Raw genomic sequence first — 16,994 nt, forward strand, 5'->3', positions numbered from 1 at the left:
CTCCCGGCCGCTCCTCAGAGGAAGCGGTCCAGTATCTTGCGGCTGTGCTTGTCCAGCGCCATCAGGTCGCGGATCAGGTAGTGGATGCCGTGCGTGTCCGAGATCAGCAGCGTGCTGCCGGCCAGGCGCCGGATCGCTTCTTCGCCGCGCAGCACCAGGTCGGTCTGGCCACGGTCGGTCTTGACCGTCCACACGCTGGGCGTGGCGTAGGTCGACACACTGACGATGCGCTCGATCTCCGGCATGAATTCACGCGAGGCCAGCTCCGCCTCGATCATGTCGCGCTCGGCGATGGGCAGGTCTTCCAGCCTGGGAATCCATACCACCTCGTGCCCGTCCGCGCTCATCATGCCGATGCCGCCCTGCGGCGCCGAGATCGGGAAGGCGCGCACCGGCACCACGCCCTCATGGACGGTGCCGTCCTCGGCGATCAGCACCAGGCGGCCGAACGGATTGCGGTCCAGCGTGAACACGGGCGTCGGCGCGGCGGCGGCGATGTCATTGAGCATGGGCAGTCTCCGGGATCTGGATGGCCTCTTCGGTGTCTTCGTCTTCGGTGTCGACATTGCGCGCCTGCGCCTGGTACAGCTTGTAGTACGCGCCTTCGCGCAGCAGCAGTTCGTCGTGGCTGCCCACTTCGACGATCTGGCCGCGGTCCATCACCACCAGCCGGTCGGCCTTGCGCAGCGTCGACAGGCGGTGCGCGATGGCAATGGTGGTGCGGCCCTGCACCAGGTTGTCGAGCGCCTTCTGGATTTCCTTCTCGGTGGCGGTATCGACCGACGAGGTGGCCTCGTCCATGATCAGGATGCGCGGGTTGATCAGCAGCGCGCGCGCAATCGAGATGCGCTGGCGCTCGCCGCCTGACAGGGCCTGGCCACGCTCACCGACCAGCGAGTCATAGCCGTGCGGCAGCCGCAGGATGAACTCGTGCGCATGCGCGGCGCGCGCCGCGGCAATGATCTCCTCGCGCGTGGCGTCCGGCTTGCCGTAGGCGATGTTGTCGGCAATCGTGCCGAAGAACAGGAACGGCTCCTGCAGCACCAGGCCGATATGGCGGCGGTACTCCGATACCGGCAGCGAGCGGATATCGACCCCGTCGACGCGGATCGCGCCTTCCGAGACATCGTAGAAGCGGCAGATCAGGTTGACCAGCGTGCTCTTGCCCGAGCCGCTATGCCCGACCAGGCCGATCATCTCGCCCGGCGCGATCGACAGGTTCAGCCCGCGGATCACCGCGCGGTTGCCGTAGCGGAAGCCCAGGTCGCTCATGTCGATGGCGCCCTCGACCCGGTCCAGCCGGGCCGGCCGCGCCGGCTCCGGCACGCTCGACACATGGTCCAGGATGTCGAAGATGCGCTTGGCGCCGGCGGCAGCTTTCTGCGTTACCGAGACGATCCGGCTCATCGAATCCAGCCGCGTATAGAAGCGGCTGATATAGGTCAGGAACGCCACCAGCACGCCCACCGTGATGGCACTGTGCGATACCTGCCAGATGCCGAACACCCACACGATCAGCAACCCGATCTCGGTCAGCAGCGTCACCGTCGGCGTGAACAGCGACCACACCGCGTTAACGCGGTCGTTGATCGCCAGGTTGTGCTTGTTGGCCTCGCGGAAGCGCGTGACTTCACGCTTTTCCTGCGCAAACGCCTTGACCACGCGAATGCCGGGGATGGTGTCGGCCAGCACGTTGGTGATCTCCGACCAGATCCGGTCGATCTTCTCGAAGCCGTGACGCAGCCGGTCGCGCACCAGGTGGATCATCCAGGCGATGAACGGCAACGGCACCAGCGTCACCAGCGCCAGCCACGGGTTGATCGAGACCAGGATCACCGCCGTCATCACGATCATCAGCACATCGGTGGCGAAGTCCAGCAGGTGCAGCGACAGGAACACGCAAATGCGATCACTTTCCGAGCCGATGCGCGCCATCAGGTCGCCGGTGCGCTTGCCGCCAAAATACTCCAGCGACAGCTTGAGCAAATGTTCATACGTTGTCGTGCGCAGATCGGCGCCGATGCGCTCGGATACTCGCGCCAGCAGGTAGGTGCGCGCCCATCCCAGCGACCACGCCACCAGCGCCGCGCCGAGCAGCCCTGCGAGGTACAGGCGTACCAGCCCATAGTCGATCGGCACGCCGTTCTGGAACGGGATCAGCACCTTGTCCATCAGCGGCATGGTCAGGTATGGCGGCACCAGCGTCGCGGCGGTCGACAGCAGCGTCAGGAAGAAGCCGCCCAGCAGTTGCCAGCGGTATGGGCGGGCAAAGCGCCATAGCCGCAGCAGCGCCCACGTCGACGGCGGCGTCTCCAGCTCTCGGCTGCATTGCGGGCACTGTTCCTCGTCCGGCGGCAGCGGCGCCTTGCAGCTCGGGCACAATACCTCGCCCGCCACGGTGGCCGGTTGCGAGGCGGCGGCATCGCGCTGGGCCTCGAACTGGTCCGCCAGCCGCAAAGCGGCGGGATTGTAACCAAGCGTATATCGCCAGGTGGCGAGCCGGCCTGCCGGGCCGCTCAGTTCCAGCGTGCCCACGCCCGCGTGGTCGGTATGCGACAGGCGCAGCGCCGGGGCGATGTTCCATTCCCGCACATTTTTTTCACCGGGGGCGCGGGCAACGATGCGCTGGTCCGTCACAACCAGCCACCCTTGGGTAAAATGCAGCCTCGCGTCGAGGTCCAGTGCCAGTCCGGCCAGGACAGTCTCGCCGGGTCGGAGCCACGATCCGGCATCAGCCCGCCAGGGTTCATCGGCGGCAGTGGCGATAGGGACAGGCAGGGAGGACTGGGTCATGGATGGCGCGGCGTGCGTCCAGGGATTGCGGACATAACTTGAAACAAATTTAGGCCGGGCACGCGCTGGCGGCCCGCGAATTCGCCCGCAGTATACATAACGACGAACGCGCGGGTAGCCCTGATGCATTGCACAATCACTTTTACACCAAGAAAGTCAACCCGCTTCGTGCTGTAACGTTACTGAAAGGTTAGGCTTCCATTTCTCGGGCGTTCCGCCCACTGCCTCAAGCTAATTCAATGAAAAAGAAGGACATTGAGATTTTCGATGTCATGTCGCTGCGCGGCCCGAATATGTGGACATATCGGCCCGTTTTGGAGGCATGGGTCGATATCGGGGAACTGGAGGACTTTCCCTCCAACACGATTCCGGGGTTCTACGAGCGCCTGTCGGCCTGGCTGCCGTCGCTGATCGAGCATCGCTGCAGCATCGGCGAGCGCGGCGGCTTCCTGCAGCGGCTGAAGGAAGGCACCTGGCCGGGCCATATCCTGGAACACGTGACGCTTGAGCTGCAAAACCTGGCGGGCATGCCGGGCGGCTTCGGCAAGGCGCGCGAGACGCCGGTCCGTGGCGTCTACAAGGTGATCGTGCGCGCCTGGCACGAGGAAGTCACCCGCGCCGCCCTGTTCGGCGCGCGCGACCTGGTCATGGCGGCGATCGAGGACCGCCCGTACGACGTCGCGGCCACGGTGGAGCACCTGCGCCGCCTGGTCGACAAGCATTGCCTGGGCCCCAGCACCGCCTGCATCGTCGATGCCGCGGACGACCGCGACATCCCCGCGATCCGCCTGTCGGACGGCAACCTGGTGCAGCTGGGCTACGGCGCGCGCCAGCGCCGCATCTGGACCGCCGAGACCGACCGCACCAGCGCCATCGCCGAAAGCATCTCGCGCGACAAGGACCTGACCAAGAGCCTGCTCGAATCATGCGGCGTGCCGGTGCCGGAAGGCCGCCTGGTCGAATCGCCGGAGGACGCCTGGGACGCCGCCGAGGACATCGGCGTGCCGGTGGTGGTGAAGCCCTATGACGGCAACCATGGCCGCGGCGTGTTCACCAACCTGATGACCCGCGAGGAAGTGGAAACCGCCTACGGCGTGGCCATCGACGAAGGCAGCGGCGTCATCGTCGAGCGTTTCATCCCCGGCAACGAGCACCGCTTGCTGGTGGTGGGCGGCCGCCTGGTGGCCGCCGCCATGGGCGAGAGCGCCAGCGTGGTCGGCGACGGCAAGTCCACCATCGACGAACTGATCGAGCTGCAGATCAATTCCGATCCGCGCCGCGGCAGCACCGAAGACCACCCGCTCAACCGCGTGCGGCTCGACTCCGCCGCACGGCTGGAACTGAAGCGCCAGGGCATGGACGGCAGTTCGGTGCCACCGGAAGGCCGCACCGTGCTGATCCAGCGCAACGGCAACGTCGCCTTCGATGTCACCGACCGCGTGCACCCGAGCGTGGCCGCGCATGCCGCGCTGGCCGCGCGCGTGGTGGGGCTGGATATTGCCGGCGTCGACCTGGTAGCCGAGGACATCTCGCGCCCGCTGCACGAACAGCGTGGCGCCGTCGTCGAAGTCAACGCCGGCCCCGGCCTGCTGATGCATATCAAGCCGGCCGAGGGCACGCCGCGCCCGGTGGGCCGCGCCATCGTCAACCATCTGTTCCCCGAGTCGGAAGACGACCAGGGCCGCATCCCGGTGGTGGGCGTGACCGGCACCAACGGCAAGACCGTGGTGGCACGCCTGGTGGCGCGCCTGCTGCAGCTGTCGGGCAAGCATACCGGCCTGGCCTGCAGCGACGGCCTGTTCCTGGACCGCCGCCAGGTCGAAAGCGGCGACCGCGCCAACTGGGAAGCCGGCCACCGCATCCTGATGAACCGCGCGGTCGAGGCCGCCGTGTTCGAGAACGACAGCGGCAGCATCCTGTCCGAGGGCCTGCCCTATGACCGCTGCCAGGTCGGCGTGGTCACCAACTTCGACCAGCCCGACCATCTCGGCGACTATTACGTCGAGGACGAAGACCGCATGTACAACGTGCTGCGCACGCAGGTCGACGTGGTGCTGCAGAACGGCGCCGCCGTGCTCAACGCGCGCGACGAGCGCCTGGTCGAGATGGCCGAACTGTGCGACGGCGACGTGATCTTCTTCGGCCTGACCCCGGAGCTGCCTGCGATCATGTCGCATCGCGCCGCGGGCAAGCGCGCGGTGTACGTGCGCGAAGGCAAGGTCGTGCTGGCCACCGGCAACAGCGAGACCGCGCTGGTGGACGTGGCCGCGGTGCCGCTGACCTACGCCGGCCGCGTCGGGTTCCAGATCGAGAACGTGCTGGCCGCGGTCGCCGCCGGCTGGGCGCTGGGGATCTCCAATGACCTGATCCGCGCCGGCGTGGTGACCTTCGATGTGGGCCAGGTCGACGTGCCGGGCCGCTTCACGCTGTTCGAGCGCAACGGCGCCACCGTGGTGGTCGACGACGCCCACAACGCCCCCGCGCTGGAAGCGCTGGCGACCGCGCTGGAGCGCTTTCCGGCCGAGCGCCGCATGGTGGTCTACGGCGCCGGCGTGCAGCGCCGCGACGACGATCTGAAGCGCCAGGGCAAGGCCCTGGGCCAGCATTTCGACCGCGTGTTCCTGTGCGAGGACCGCAGCGTCAAGCGCGCCCTGCCCGACGCCGAGGCGCGCGCGCTGCTCAAGCAGGGCCTGTACGAAGGCCGGCGCGTGACCAAGATCATCGACGAAGGCACGCGCGCCAGCGCCATCGATGCCGCCCTGAGCCAGCTGGTGCCGGGCGACCTGCTGGTGCTGCAGTGCGACGAGGCCGCCACCGGCGCCACCGTCGACCTGGTGCACCACTGGATGGGCCAGCCTGCCCGCCGCGCCTGACGCCCCCAGCCCAACCGCGCATAGAAGACACGGAAACCGTTCTATGGAAGTCTCCCGTATCCGGGCCCTGCGGGGCCCGAACCTGTGGTGCCGCCACACCGCCATCGAGGCGATCGTGGCCTGCCAGGACACCGCCAACATGCTGTCGGCCCTGCCCGGCTTCGAAGACCGGCTGCGAGCCCGCTTCCCCGAGATCGGGCCGCTGCGCCCGGACGAGGAATCGGTCGAGCTGTCGCTGGCCCACGTGCTGGAAGTGACCGCGCTGCGCCTGCAGGCCGCCGCCGGCTGCCCGGTGACATTCAGCCGCACCGCGCAGACGGTCGAGCCCGGCATCTACCAGGTGATCGTGCAATACAGCGAGGAGGAAGTCGGCCGGCTCGCCTTCGAACTGGCCGAGGCACTGTGCCAGGCCGCGCGCCACGACACCCCGTTCGACCTCGCCGACGCGCTGCACCGCCTGCGCGAGCTGGACGAAGACGTGCGCCTCGGGCCGAGCACCGGCTCGATCGTCTACGCCGCGGTCGCGCGCGGCATCCCGTACCGGCGCCTGACGCAGGGCTCGATGGTGCAGTTCGGCTGGGGCAGCAAGCAGCGCCGCATCCAGGCGGCCGAGACCGACCGCACCAGCGCCGTGGCCGAGTCGATCGCCCAGGACAAGGAACTGACCAAGACCCTGCTGCACGCCGCCGGCGTGCCGGTGCCGCTGGGCCGCTCGGTGCGCAGCGCCGACGAAGCCTGGGCCGCGGCGCAGGAAATCGACGCCCCGGTGGTGGTCAAGCCGCGCGACGGCAACCAGGGCAAGGGCGTCGCGGTGCGCATCCGCACCCGCGAGGAAGTGATGACCGCCTATGAGGTCGCCTCGGACATCAGCTCCGACGTGATCGTCGAGCGCTATATCCCGGGCCATGATTTCCGCCTGCTGGTGGTCGGCAAGCAGCTGGTCGCCGCCGCGCGCCGCGATCCGCCGCAGGTGATCGGCGACGGCGTGCATACCGTGCGCCAGCTGGTCGACGAAGTGAACCGCGACCCGCGCCGCGGCGAAGGCCATGCCACCTCGCTGACCAAGATCCGCTTCGACGATATCGCGCTGGCGACGCTGGCCAAGCAGAACCTGACCGCCGATTCCTTACCGGCCGCCGGCACCCGCGTCGTGCTGCGCAACAACGCCAACCTGTCCACCGGCGGCAGCGCCACCGACGTGACTGACGACGTCCACCCCGACATCGCCGCGCGCGCCGTGGCAGCGGCGCAGATGGTGGGGCTGGACATCGCCGGCGTCGACGCGGTCTGCGAGACCATGCTCAAGCCGTTCGAGGAACAGGCCGGCGGCATCGTCGAGGTCAACGCCGCGCCGGGCCTGCGCATGCACCTGCAGCCGTCCTACGGCAAGGGCCGCGCGGTCGGCGAAGCCATCGTCTCGACCATGTTTGCCGACGGCGACGACGGCCGCATCCCGGTGGTGGCGGTGTCGGGCACCAACGGCAAGACCACCACGGTACGGCTGATCACCCATGTCATGGCCAGCAGCGGCCTGCGCATGGGCATGACCGGCACCGACGGCGTCTATATCCAGGGCGAGCGCATCGACACCGGCGACTGCAGCGGCCCGCGCAGCGCGCGCAACGTGCTGCTGCACCCCGACGTCGACGCCGCCGTGTTCGAGACCGCGCGCGGCGGCCTGCTGCGCGAGGGCCTGGCCTTCGACCGCTGCGATGTGGCGGTGGTGACCAACGTCGGCGAAGGCGACCACCTGGGCCTGTCCTACATCAACTCGGTGGAAGACCTGGCGGTGCTCAAGAGCGTGATCGTGCAGAACGTGGCGCCGCACGGCATGGCCGTGCTCAACGCCGCCGACCCGATGGTGGTGCGCATGGCCGACGCCTGCCCCGGCAGCGTCACCTTCTTCGCACACGATCCCGACCAGCCGGCCATGGCCACGCACCGCGCGCAGGGCAAGCGCGTGGTGTTCGTCGACGGCGCCGACATCGTCGCCGCGGAAGGCGATGCCGAAGTGCGCATCGCGCTGGCGGAGATCCCGCTGACGCGCAACGGCACCATCGGCTTCCAGGTCGAGAATGCGATGTCGTCGATCGCCGCCGCGTGGGCGCTGGGCATCGACTGGCCGGTGATCCGCCGCGGGCTGGCCACCTTCGTCAACGATGCGCAGACCGCGCCCGGACGCTTCAATGTGTTCGACTACCGCGGCGCCACGCTGATCGCCGACTACGGCCACAACCCGGATGCCATCCTGGCGCTGTGCAACGCGATCGAATCGATTCCCGCCACGCGACGGGTGGTGGTGATCAGCGGCGCGGGCGACCGCCGCGACGACGACATCCGCCGCCAGACCCAGATCCTGGGCGGCGCCTTCGATGAGGTCGTGCTGTACCAGGACCAGTGCCAGCGCGGCCGCGCCGACGGCGAGGTGCTGGCGCTGCTGCGCGAAGGCCTGCAGGGCGCGCAACGCGCCAGCCAGGTCGAGGAAATCCGCGGCGAGTTCCTGGCCATCGATACTGCGCTGTCGCACCTGCAGCCGGGCGACCTGTGCCTGATCCTGGTGGACCAGGTGGAAGAGGCGCTGGGGCATATCGCCGGGCGCATCGCGCAGGGCTGAACGGTCCGCTGATGCACAAAGGCCAGCTCCGTGGAGCTGGCCTTTTGCTTTGGCGCGGATCTCAATGCCGCCCGGGCAGCGACAACCTGCGCTCCAGCCGGTGCTGCAGACCGGACAAGCTCGTGCTCAGCACCCAGTAGATCGCCGCCACCGCCAGATACAGCGGCAACGGCTGGTAGGTGGCGGCGATCACCTCCTGCGCGGTGCGCAGCAGCTCGGTCACGGTGATGACCGATACCAGCGAGGTATCCTTGATCAGGCTGATCAGGCTGTTCGACAAACTCGGCACCGCCAGCCGCAGCGCCTGCGGGCCCACCACGTAGCGCAGCGCCTGCGCCGGCGTCAGGCCCAGGCTGTAGGCCGCCAGCCACTGCCCGCGCGCCACGCCCAGGATGGCGCCGCGCATGCTTTCCGACAAATAGGCGCCGACATTCAGGCTCAGCGTCAGCACGCCCGCGGGCGTCGGCTCCAGCGCGATGCCGATGCCGGGCAGCCCGTAATAGACCACGAAGATCTGCACCAGCAGCGGCGTGCCACGCATGATGCTGACGTAGCCGCGCGCCACCGCCTTGAGCGTACGGCTATGGCTGATGCCCATCAGCGCCACCACCGTGCCCAGCATCAGCCCGAACACCATCGACCACAACGCAAACTTGATGGTCAGCAGCGTGCCCTGCAGCAGCACGGGCAGGGAATCGACGACGAGCTGGAGAGCGGACATGGCGTGGCGGCGCGAAAAGGATCAGCAATAAAAGGGCACAAAGCAAAGCGGCGCGGCAGCCATGCAGGCCGCCGCGCCGCGACATGATAACGCCCTGCCGGCCGGCTTACTTGACCGGCTTGCCGGCGGGCTTGGTCACATCGGTGCCGAACCACTTCACCGACAGCTTGCCCAGCGTGCCGTCCTTGGCCAGGTCCTCCAGCGCATGGTTGATCGCCTGCGCGAACTTGGGATTGTCCTTGCGGAACGGGATCGCCACCTGCGTGGTTGCACCCGCCACGATCGCGCCAGGGCGCAGCGGCAGGTTGGCGGTCTTGACCAGGTACGCGACCATCAGCCGGTCGTTCAGCGCGGCGTCGACGCGCTGTGCCGCCAGGTCGCGCAGGTACTCCGGCGCGCCGGGATAGGTCTTGACCTCGATGCCGGCCACGGACTTGGCCAGGTCGTTGTAGTTGCTGCCCAGGCTGACGCCCAGCTTGTGGCCTTTCAGGTCTTCCAGCGACTTGAACTGGCGCTTGTCATCCTTGCGCTGGATCAGCTGCGCATCCGAGTAGACGTAGGGCGTGGAAAAATCGAGCACCTGCTGGCGCTGCGGCGTGACGTTGACCTGGTTGACGATGATGTCGAACTTGCCCGCCTGCAGGCCGGCGATGATGCCGCTCCATTCGGTGGTGACGAACTCCGGCTTGACGCCGAGCTTGCCCGCCACAGCTCGCGCCACGTCGACGTCGAAGCCTTCCAGCTCGTTCTTTGCGCCACGGAAGCCGAACGGGGGATAGGTGCCCTCCAGCCCGATCTTCAGCACACCGGCCTGCTTGACGGTGTCCAGCAGGTCGGCGGCATGGGCCGCCGTGGCCGCCAGGCCGGCGCCGGCCACCAGGGAAGCGGCCAGCAGGGATTTGAACCAGCCAGTACGAAGCGATCGCATATGTTCTCCAGTCGATGCGGATAAGCAGTGTGGGGCAGCGCCGGCCGGCCTCTTTTGGAGCGCCGCCGGCTGTTGTGCTGCTATGAGCCTATATCGGGCTCAACACTACCGCAAACACTATCGAATGCTAAATATCGATTCATCATGGCTAAATAACCGCGGGGCCCGGTTCCGCCCCGCGCGGCCCGCCCCGCCCTACTGGTAGGCCTTGTCGTTGGGCGCCGCGAACAGCGCCTTCATGTCGGCCGACATGGGATAGTTCATGTTGATGCCGCGCGGCGGGATCGGTGCCATGAACCACTTGTTGTACAGCTTCTCGGCGCGGCCGCTGGTCTGCAGGTCGGCGATCACGCCGTCGGCCAGCTTCTTGAACGAGGGATCGTCCTTGCGGAACATGCAGGCGTAGTTCTCGGTCTGCAGCGGCGCGCCCACCACCACCCATTCGGCCGCATTCTTGGCCTTGGTGCGCTCGCCGTACAGCAGCGGCTCGTCCATCACGAAAGCGGCGGCACGGCCGGTTTCCAGAATCAGGAAGGACTGGCCGTGGTCCTTGGTGCTGATCAGGTTCATGTTCATGGCCTTCTCGCCGTTCATCTTGACCAGCAATCGCTCGCCGGTGGTCCCCGCCGTGGTGACCACGTTGCGGTCCTTCAGGTCGGCAAACTCCTTCACGCCCGAATCCTTCTTGGTCAGCATCTTGATGCCGTAGACGAACAGGCTGTTGGAGAACGCGACCTGCTTCTGGCGCTCGAGGTTGTTGGTGGTGCTGCCGCATTCGATGTCGATGGTGCCGTTCTGCACCAGCGGGATCCGGTTCTGCGAGGTGATCGGCGTCAGGCGCACCTGCAGGTTGGGCATCTTCAGTTCGCTTTTCACCTTGTCGACGATCTGTAGCAGGATCTCATGCGAGTAGCCCATGACCTCCTTGCCGTCGGTGTACGAGAACGGGATCGACGATTCGCGGTAGCCGAGCGAGATCACGCCGCTGTCCTTGATCTTCTTCAGCGTGTCGCCGTCGGCGGCATGGGCGGCGCCGGCGGCCAGCAGCAGCGTGGCGGCCGCAAGCGCGCGGCGGGTGGCGGATCGATGGGGGTGCAGTGTTTGCATGTGGCGCTCCTTGTAGTGGGGCTTGGTCATTGAGGCATGTTTCATGGACAGCTTCAGGTACTGCAGACTTACCGGTAAGGCAACAACCCCTGCTCAGCCGCGGCGCTAGGCGCGCGCGGCGTCGAAATCTTCTGCGTCGATGGCGGGACGGCGCCCCGCCAGGCGGTCGGCCAGCAAGCCGGCACTGCCCATCGCCAGCGTAAACCCCAGCGCACCGTGGCCCAGGTTGAGCCACAGCCCCGACACCCGCGACGGCCCCACCAGCGGCAGGCCGTCCGGCGTGGCCGGTCGCAGCCCGGCCCACGGCTGCAGTTGCGCCAGCGGCTGGTCCGGCACGATGCCGGGAAACAGCGCGCGGGTCTGGGCCACCAGCGTGCCGACCCGTTCCGGATCGATGCGGGTGCCGCCGCGCACCAGGTCGGCCATGCCCGCCACCCGCAGTGTATTGCCGATCCGGGCATAAACGATCTTGTTGGCAAAATCCGTCACGCTGATATGCGGCGCGGGCGCGCCGCCGGCCAGCGGCACCGTGATGCTGTAGCCCTTGAGCGGCCACAGCATCGGCCGTACCCCGAGCGGACGCAGCAGCGGCACGCTGCCGATGCCGCCCGACACGATCACCACGTCGGCGGGCACCACCCCGGCCGGCGTGCGCACCCCGGTGACGCGCCCGCCCTGCTGCACCAGCCCTTGCACCACGGTGCCAAAGCGCATCGACACGCCCGCGTACGCGCCATCTTGCAGCAAGCGTGCCAGCGACAGGCAGAAGCGATGGCAGTCACCCACCTCCTCGCTGGGGGTATGGATGGCGCCGGCGATGTCGTCGCGGATGCCGGCCAGCGCCGGTTCCAGCGCCACGCAGGCAGTGCGGTCCAGCGCCTGCTGCTCGCAGCCCAGGCTGGCCTGGTAGTCCAGCAGCCGGCAGGCCGAAGCGAACGCCGCCGCGTCGCGGTGCACCACCAGCTTGCCGCGCCGCGCAAAATGGAAGCCGGCGCCGCCGTCGTCATGCTGGTGCCGGGCCACGAAGGCCTGCATCAGGTCGCGCGAATAGAAGCCCAGCCGCAGCAGCTTGCGCGTGGTCGCCTCGCTGGTGGCGGCGTTGCAGGCGGACATGAAGGCAGCCAGCCAGCGCCACTGCGCCGGGTCCGCCGCCGGGCGAAAGCGCATCGGCGAATCGCGCCGCAGCAGCCAGCCCGGCACCTTGGCCATCACGCCCGGCCCCGCCAGCGGCGCCACGTAGCTGTAGCTCAGCTGTCCGCCATTGGCAAAGCTGGTTTCCTCGCCGGGCCCGTCGTGGCGCTCGAGCACCGTCACCTGGTGGCCCTCCTCGGCCAGGCGCCATGCCGTCGTCATCCCCACCACGCCCGCGCCCACGATCACCACCTGCATTGCCGTTCCTTTGCTTGCATCCATCAGGCAGAGCGTAGTGCAACCGCACCGGCTTGCCCAATGCGAATACGTGCCAGAATATGTCTTCAGGCTATGGGCGCCATCGCCGCCTTGCCACGCCCTTTCCAACACGCCCGAGATGCCATGCGCCTGCGCCAGATCGAAGTGTTCCGCGCCGTGATGCTGACCGGCACCGTCAGCGAGGCCGCGCGCCTGCTGCACGTGTCGCAGCCGGTGGTCACGCGCGTGCTGCAGCATGCCGAGGCCTCGCTCGGCTTCCGGCTGTTCGAGCGGGTGCGCGGGCGGCTGCAGGCCACGCCCGAGGCCAACGCGCTGTACGGGGATGTCGAAAGGCTATATGGCGAAATCGAACGCGTGCGCCGGGTCTCGGAAAGCCTGCGTCACAAGGGTGCGGGCCGGCTGCGCGTGGCCGCCACGCCGAGCCTGGCCAACCCGCTGCTGGTGCCGGCGGTGCGCAGCTTCTGCGCGCGCCACCCCGACACCCAGGTGCAGGTGCTGACGCACCATACCGACGAGATCGTCGGCGCGCTGCTGGCCAACCAGATCGACCTGGGCTTTGCCTTCGCCCCGCCGCGCCACGAGGCCATCTCGAGCGAGCCGGTGGCGAGCGGCCGCATGCTGCTGGCGGTGCCGCGCGCGCAGCCGCTGCCCAGCGGCGGGCGCCGCCGCGTGGTGCCGATGCAGCGGCTGATGGAGCGCGCCTTTATCGGCTATGACGACAACAGCTCGCTCGGCCTGCTGGTGCGCCAGACCCTGGCCCGGCACGCGCTGGAACCGCGCTCGACGCTGGAGGTGCAGACCTACTCGCTGGCGCTGGCGCTGGTCGACGCCGGCCTGGGCATGACGCTGCTGGACCAGTACACCGCGCTCAGCGCCAGCGCGGAGCGCGTGGCACTGCATGACGTGGCGCCGGTGCTGCCGTTCGAGATCCAGATGCTGCGCGCCAGCCATCGCGCCGGTTCGAGCCTGGCCGACGATCTGCGCGCGCAGTTCGCGCAGGCCGCCGCAGCGCTGGCGGCAACGCTGCCACAGCGGCTGGAAGCGCCGACGGCAAGCTTCGATGCCGCCCCCGCCAGGCGCCGCGACTGACGGCAGTACAGATTGACAGCCGCGCGCGCCCTGCACCATCATCAAGCCGCCTGCAGGCACAACCTGCCAGCGCAATCCTGCCTATGTTCGTCCTGACCCTGATCCTGCTCGTCCTTGTCAGCGCCTTTTTCTCGATCTCCGAGATCGCGCTGACCGCTGCCCGCCGCACCAAGCTGCAAGTGCTGTCCGAACGCGGCGACGGTCGCGCCACGCGCGTGCTGCTGCTCAAGGAAGAGCCCGGCAACTTCTTCACCATCGTGCAGATCGGAGTCAACAGCGTCGCCATCCTGGCCGGTATCCTGGGCGAGAAGCACGTGTCCGACCTGCTGCTCGAAACGCTGTCGCCCTACATGCAAGTGGTGCACGCGCAGCGCGCCGCCAACATCGGCTCGTTCCTGATCGTGACGCTGCTGTTCATCCAGTTCGCCGACCTGATCCCCAAGCGCATCGCCATGACCTTTCCCGAGGCCTGCGCGCTGGCGGTGATCGATCCGATGCTGACGCTGCTGCGCGTGCTCAGGCCGCTGGTGTGGGTCTTCAACGCCGCCGCCGATGCCATGCTGCGGCTGCTGCGCCTGCCGACCAAGCCGGTCGACCAGATCACCACCGAGGACATCGCCGCGATGGTCGATGCCGGCGCCGAGGCCGGCGTGCTGCACAAGCATGAACTGCATCTGATCGAGAACGTGTTCGAGCTCGACTTCAAGGGCATCACCGCGATCATGACGCCGCGCGACGAGGTGGTCTACCTGAGCCTGGACGAGCCCGCCGACAGCGTGCGCCGCAAGCTGGTCAACCAGCCGCACGCGCAATACCCGGTGTGCGGGCACGACCTGGACGACGTGCAGGGCTATATCGATTCCAAGGACATCCTGCAGCTGCTGCTGGCCGATGAAAGCGCCGCGGTGATGGGCAATATCGGCCGCTACCACGACAAGAACGTGCTGGTGATTCCCGACACGCTGACCCTGTCCGAATCGCTGACGCGTTTCCGCGAGATGCACCAGAGCTTTGCCGTGGTCATGAACGAATACGGGCTGGTGGTGGGCATCGTCACGCTGGACGACATCGTCGGCGCGCTGATGGGCGACATCCTCTATTCCAGCGAAGACGAGCAGATCGTGCGGCGCGACGACAGCTCGTGGCTGGTCGATGGCCTGACGCCGCTGGTCGACCTGAAGAAGGCGCTGGAACTCGATACCCTGCCCGGCGAGGATTACGTCGATACCGCGGCCGGGCTGGTGATCTATGCGCTCAAGCGCATCCCGAAGAAGTCGGAGTCGATCACCGTGGCGGGCTATCGCTTCGAAGTGCTGGACATCGACCATCACAAGATCGACCAGCTGCTGGTGTCGCGCCTGCCGCCAGCACCCGAGGCGGAAGCGGCGGCGACGCCAGCGTAGCCGCGCCGGCCTGGCGATAGCGCTCGAGCGTGTCCGGCAGCCGGAACCACGCCACGTAGCCGAACGCCGCCACCACCGCTACCGCCGCCACCACACCGAGCCGCGACGGCGCCACCGAGCCCTGCGGCGCCGGCCCGTGCAGCGTGCGGTAGGCCGTGCCCAGCAGCGCGATCCACGCCAGCCCGAGCGCATAGCCGGCGGCCACGTCGGACAGCCAGTGCATGCCCAGGTACAGCCGCGACACGCCGATCGCCGCCACCGCCACCACGGTCAGCGCCAGCACCGGAATGCGTACGCGCCACGGCTGGCGCAGGCACATCAGCAAGGCCAGGAAGCCGTACGTGACCATGCTGCTGGTGGCGTGACCGCTGGGGAAGGAATACGACTCGAGGCCGCTGTAGATGCTGGCCGGACGCACCCGCGCCATGCCCAGCTTGAGCGCCATCACGCAGGCGCGCGCGCCGAGCAGCGCGGCCGCCCAGTACAGCGACACGATCCAGGCCCGGCGCCAGCACAGCCACGCGAACACCGCCACGCCCACCGCAACGGAAATGCGCCCGCCGCCCAGCTCGGTCACGGCCACCATCGCCAGGTCGAGCCAGTCGCTGCGCAAGGCGCGCAGGGCCGCGTACACCTGCTGGTCGAGGCGCACCACGTCCGCGTTTTCCGCGACCTCGCCGGCCAGCCAGAACAGCGCGCTGCCGCAGGCCAGCAGCACGGCGCCGGCCAGCAGCACCAGCAGCAGCTCGGCCACGTCGCGCTCGAGCACGCGCAGCGTAAGCGCGTCCAGCCGCCGCGGCCGCGCCGCCACGCGCGACGACAGTGCGCCCGCGCCCCACACGCGCCAGCGGTCCAGCCAGCGCAACACGGGCCGTAACAGCGCCACCAGCAGCGGCACCAGGCTTAGCAGCAGCAACGTCACCAGCGCAAACAGCGCAAGCAGCCCCAGCGCCGTGCCCGGCGTAAGCCAGGCCTGCACCAGGGCGCCCGCGCGCGCCGGCGCGTCAGCCACCGGAGGCCTCCGCCGTGCCGGCGCTGCCGCCGATCCTGGCGAGATTGGCGCGAGCCGGGGCCTCGCAGTCGGCGAACGCCGCGGTCAGGAACAGTCGCGGCCGCTGCGCCAGGTGGTCCAGCAATGCCGCGCGGCGGCGCATGAACTCGGCCCACAGCGCATCTCCCTGCAAGCCGGTGCGCGCCGCCAGCAGGGCGCGGTTCTCGGCGAAGACGTCGAGGCTGTGGGCATCGAACACGTCCGGCGGCGCGGCCAGCCTGAGCAGGTCGAGATCGAGCACGGTGTCGGCGCCCGCGCAGCTGGGTCGATGGCCGCGCGTATCGAGCACGATCTGCGCGGCACGATCCAGCACTGCGCGTGCTTCACCCGGCGCAACAGATTCGATCATGGCGGCCGAGGCGGCTTCGTTGTGCTCGCAGCCTGGCACATAGACCGCGTCATGGCACAGCACCGCCAGCGCCTGCGCGCGGTCCAGCGCCACGCCGCGCGCATGGGCGGCCTCGAACATTTCCAGGATATGGCGGCGGTCGTGGTAGCGCCGGTACGGCGTGTCGTGCAGCGCCAGCACATCGAGCACCGCCTGGCGCGGCAGGAAGTCCAGGCAGGCCATCGCCGCGGGCCAGTCCGGCGCGAAGCGCGGCTCCTCGCCCTGCGGCGTCGCCACCGGCTCGCTGAACACATCGGCGCGGCGCACCCACAGCAAGGACGGATCGCGCATGGCGCGGTAGACCACCACCGGCGCCAGGTCGGCCTCGAAGCGGCCGAGGCCTACCGCCGTATAGGCGCCGCCCTTGTAATGCCGGTACGGCATGCCGTAGACCAGGTCGGGATCGGCCGGCAGTTCGGACGGATCGCCGTGAAAGGCCTGGGAGGCCGATGCGGCGGCTGCTTTGTCGGAGGGCTGGGTCATGGTGCGGCGTCCTGCGTTGCGGATCGCCATGATAGTGCACCGGCCCGCGCGTCCGGCGGCACCCAGGCGCCACGCGTGGCCGCACCACAAAACCGGCCGTGGAAAAAACAAAACCGACGCGCACTTTCGTGGGC

12 protein-coding genes are annotated in these 16,994 nt (G+C 68.4%); 4 read left to right on the forward strand and 8 right to left on the reverse strand.

Annotated features, from left to right (window positions below; all coding sequences use genetic code 11):
* Positions 1–14 precede the first annotated feature (14 nt).
* Together MKD38_RS02445 and MKD38_RS02450 are read right to left on the reverse strand one after the other, a co-directional pair.
* On the reverse strand, positions 15–509 hold the full coding sequence (locus tag MKD38_RS02445) for a cyanophycin metabolism-associated DUF1854 family protein (RefSeq protein ID WP_252674485.1): 495 nt from the start codon (positions 507–509) through the stop codon (positions 15–17).
* Positions 499–2,793 (reverse strand): cyanophycin metabolism-associated ABC transporter, encoded by a 2,295-nt coding sequence (locus tag MKD38_RS02450; RefSeq protein WP_252674486.1) that lies wholly within the window; start codon positions 2,791–2,793, stop codon positions 499–501. The genes MKD38_RS02445 and MKD38_RS02450 overlap by 11 nt, the downstream gene beginning before the upstream one ends.
* A 239-nt stretch (positions 2,794–3,032) precedes the next feature.
* Here MKD38_RS02450 and cphA (MKD38_RS02455) point away from each other — a divergent pair, with 239 nt between their 5' ends.
* Positions 3,033–5,666: a cyanophycin synthetase gene (gene cphA, locus MKD38_RS02455; RefSeq protein WP_252674487.1), complete on the forward strand. Its 2,634-nt coding sequence runs from the start codon at positions 3,033–3,035 to the stop codon at positions 5,664–5,666.
* A 43-nt stretch (positions 5,667–5,709) separates the two neighbouring features.
* Positions 5,710–8,280 carry a cyanophycin synthetase gene (gene cphA / locus MKD38_RS02460; RefSeq protein ID WP_252674488.1) on the forward strand — a complete coding sequence of 857 codons (2,571 nt, stop codon included), beginning with the start codon at positions 5,710–5,712 and terminating at the stop codon, positions 8,278–8,280.
* 61 nt (positions 8,281–8,341) lie between these two features.
* On the opposite strand, the gene MKD38_RS02465 is transcribed toward cphA (MKD38_RS02460), so the two are convergent.
* From MKD38_RS02465 to MKD38_RS02480, 4 genes are all read right to left on the reverse strand, one after another.
* Positions 8,342–9,001 carry an amino acid ABC transporter permease gene (locus MKD38_RS02465; RefSeq protein ID WP_252674489.1) on the reverse strand — a complete coding sequence of 220 codons (660 nt, stop codon included), beginning with the start codon at positions 8,999–9,001 and terminating at the stop codon, positions 8,342–8,344.
* Between the two features lie 106 nt (positions 9,002–9,107).
* Positions 9,108–9,929, reverse strand: coding sequence for a transporter substrate-binding domain-containing protein (locus MKD38_RS02470; protein ID WP_062797317.1), 822 nt, complete (start codon positions 9,927–9,929; stop codon positions 9,108–9,110).
* A 195-nt stretch (positions 9,930–10,124) separates the two neighbouring features.
* A complete protein-coding gene (locus MKD38_RS02475) occupies positions 10,125–11,036 on the reverse strand; it encodes a glutamate/aspartate ABC transporter substrate-binding protein (RefSeq protein ID WP_252674490.1) in 912 nt (303 codons plus the stop codon).
* A gap of 105 nt (positions 11,037–11,141) precedes the next feature.
* A complete protein-coding gene (locus MKD38_RS02480) occupies positions 11,142–12,425 on the reverse strand; it encodes a D-amino acid dehydrogenase (protein WP_252674491.1) in 1,284 nt (427 codons plus the stop codon).
* Between the two features lie 144 nt (positions 12,426–12,569).
* On the opposite strand from MKD38_RS02480, the gene MKD38_RS02485 reads away from it, so the two are divergent.
* Together MKD38_RS02485 and paeA are read left to right on the forward strand one after the other, a co-directional pair.
* Complete coding sequence (locus MKD38_RS02485; protein ID WP_252674492.1) at positions 12,570–13,535, forward strand: LysR substrate-binding domain-containing protein; 966 nt, start codon at positions 12,570–12,572, stop codon at positions 13,533–13,535.
* Positions 13,536–13,618: 83 nt separating this feature from the next.
* The gene (gene paeA, locus MKD38_RS02490) at positions 13,619–14,938 is read left to right on the forward strand and encodes a polyamine export protein PaeA (RefSeq protein WP_252674493.1); all 1,320 of its coding nucleotides are present in this window, start codon (positions 13,619–13,621) and stop codon (positions 14,936–14,938) included.
* Here the strand turns inward: paeA and MKD38_RS02495 are convergent.
* Entirely contained in the window at positions 14,820–15,950 is a 1,131-nt protein-coding gene (locus MKD38_RS02495) for a phosphatase PAP2 family protein (protein ID WP_252674494.1), read from the reverse strand. The two genes, paeA and MKD38_RS02495, sit on opposite strands and share 119 nt — an antisense overlap.
* A complete protein-coding gene (locus tag MKD38_RS02500; protein WP_252674495.1) occupies positions 15,943–16,890 on the reverse strand; it encodes a DUF1653 domain-containing protein in 948 nt (315 codons plus the stop codon). The genes MKD38_RS02495 and MKD38_RS02500 overlap by 8 nt, the downstream gene beginning before the upstream one ends.
* Positions 16,891–16,994: the final 104 nt, after the last annotated feature.

The organism is Cupriavidus sp. WGlv3 (assembly GCF_023952475.1).
GTDB lineage: Bacteria > Pseudomonadota > Gammaproteobacteria > Burkholderiales > Burkholderiaceae > Cupriavidus > Cupriavidus phytorum.

Bases quoted from the DNA above. Each gene is read 5' to 3' on its own strand.
- MKD38_RS02445 (WP_252674485.1), bottom strand. From the start codon at position 509: ATGCTCAATGACATCGCCGCCGCCGCGCCGACGCCCGTGTTCACGCTG.
- MKD38_RS02450 (WP_252674486.1), bottom strand. From the start codon at position 2,793: ATGACCCAGTCCTCCCTGCCTGTCCCTATCGCCACTGCCGCCGATGAA.
- cphA (WP_252674487.1), top strand. From the start codon at position 3,033: ATGAAAAAGAAGGACATTGAGATTTTCGATGTCATGTCGCTGCGCGGC.
- cphA (WP_252674488.1), top strand. From the start codon at position 5,710: ATGGAAGTCTCCCGTATCCGGGCCCTGCGGGGCCCGAACCTGTGGTGC.
- MKD38_RS02465 (WP_252674489.1), bottom strand. From the start codon at position 9,001: ATGTCCGCTCTCCAGCTCGTCGTCGATTCCCTGCCCGTGCTGCTGCAG.
- MKD38_RS02470 (WP_062797317.1), bottom strand. From the start codon at position 9,929: ATGCGATCGCTTCGTACTGGCTGGTTCAAATCCCTGCTGGCCGCTTCC.
- MKD38_RS02475 (WP_252674490.1), bottom strand. From the start codon at position 11,036: ATGCAAACACTGCACCCCCATCGATCCGCCACCCGCCGCGCGCTTGCG.
- MKD38_RS02480 (WP_252674491.1), bottom strand. From the start codon at position 12,425: ATGCAGGTGGTGATCGTGGGCGCGGGCGTGGTGGGGATGACGACGGCA.
- MKD38_RS02485 (WP_252674492.1), top strand. From the start codon at position 12,570: ATGCGCCTGCGCCAGATCGAAGTGTTCCGCGCCGTGATGCTGACCGGC.
- paeA (WP_252674493.1), top strand. From the start codon at position 13,619: ATGTTCGTCCTGACCCTGATCCTGCTCGTCCTTGTCAGCGCCTTTTTC.
- MKD38_RS02500 (WP_252674495.1), bottom strand. From the start codon at position 16,890: ATGGCGATCCGCAACGCAGGACGCCGCACCATGACCCAGCCCTCCGAC.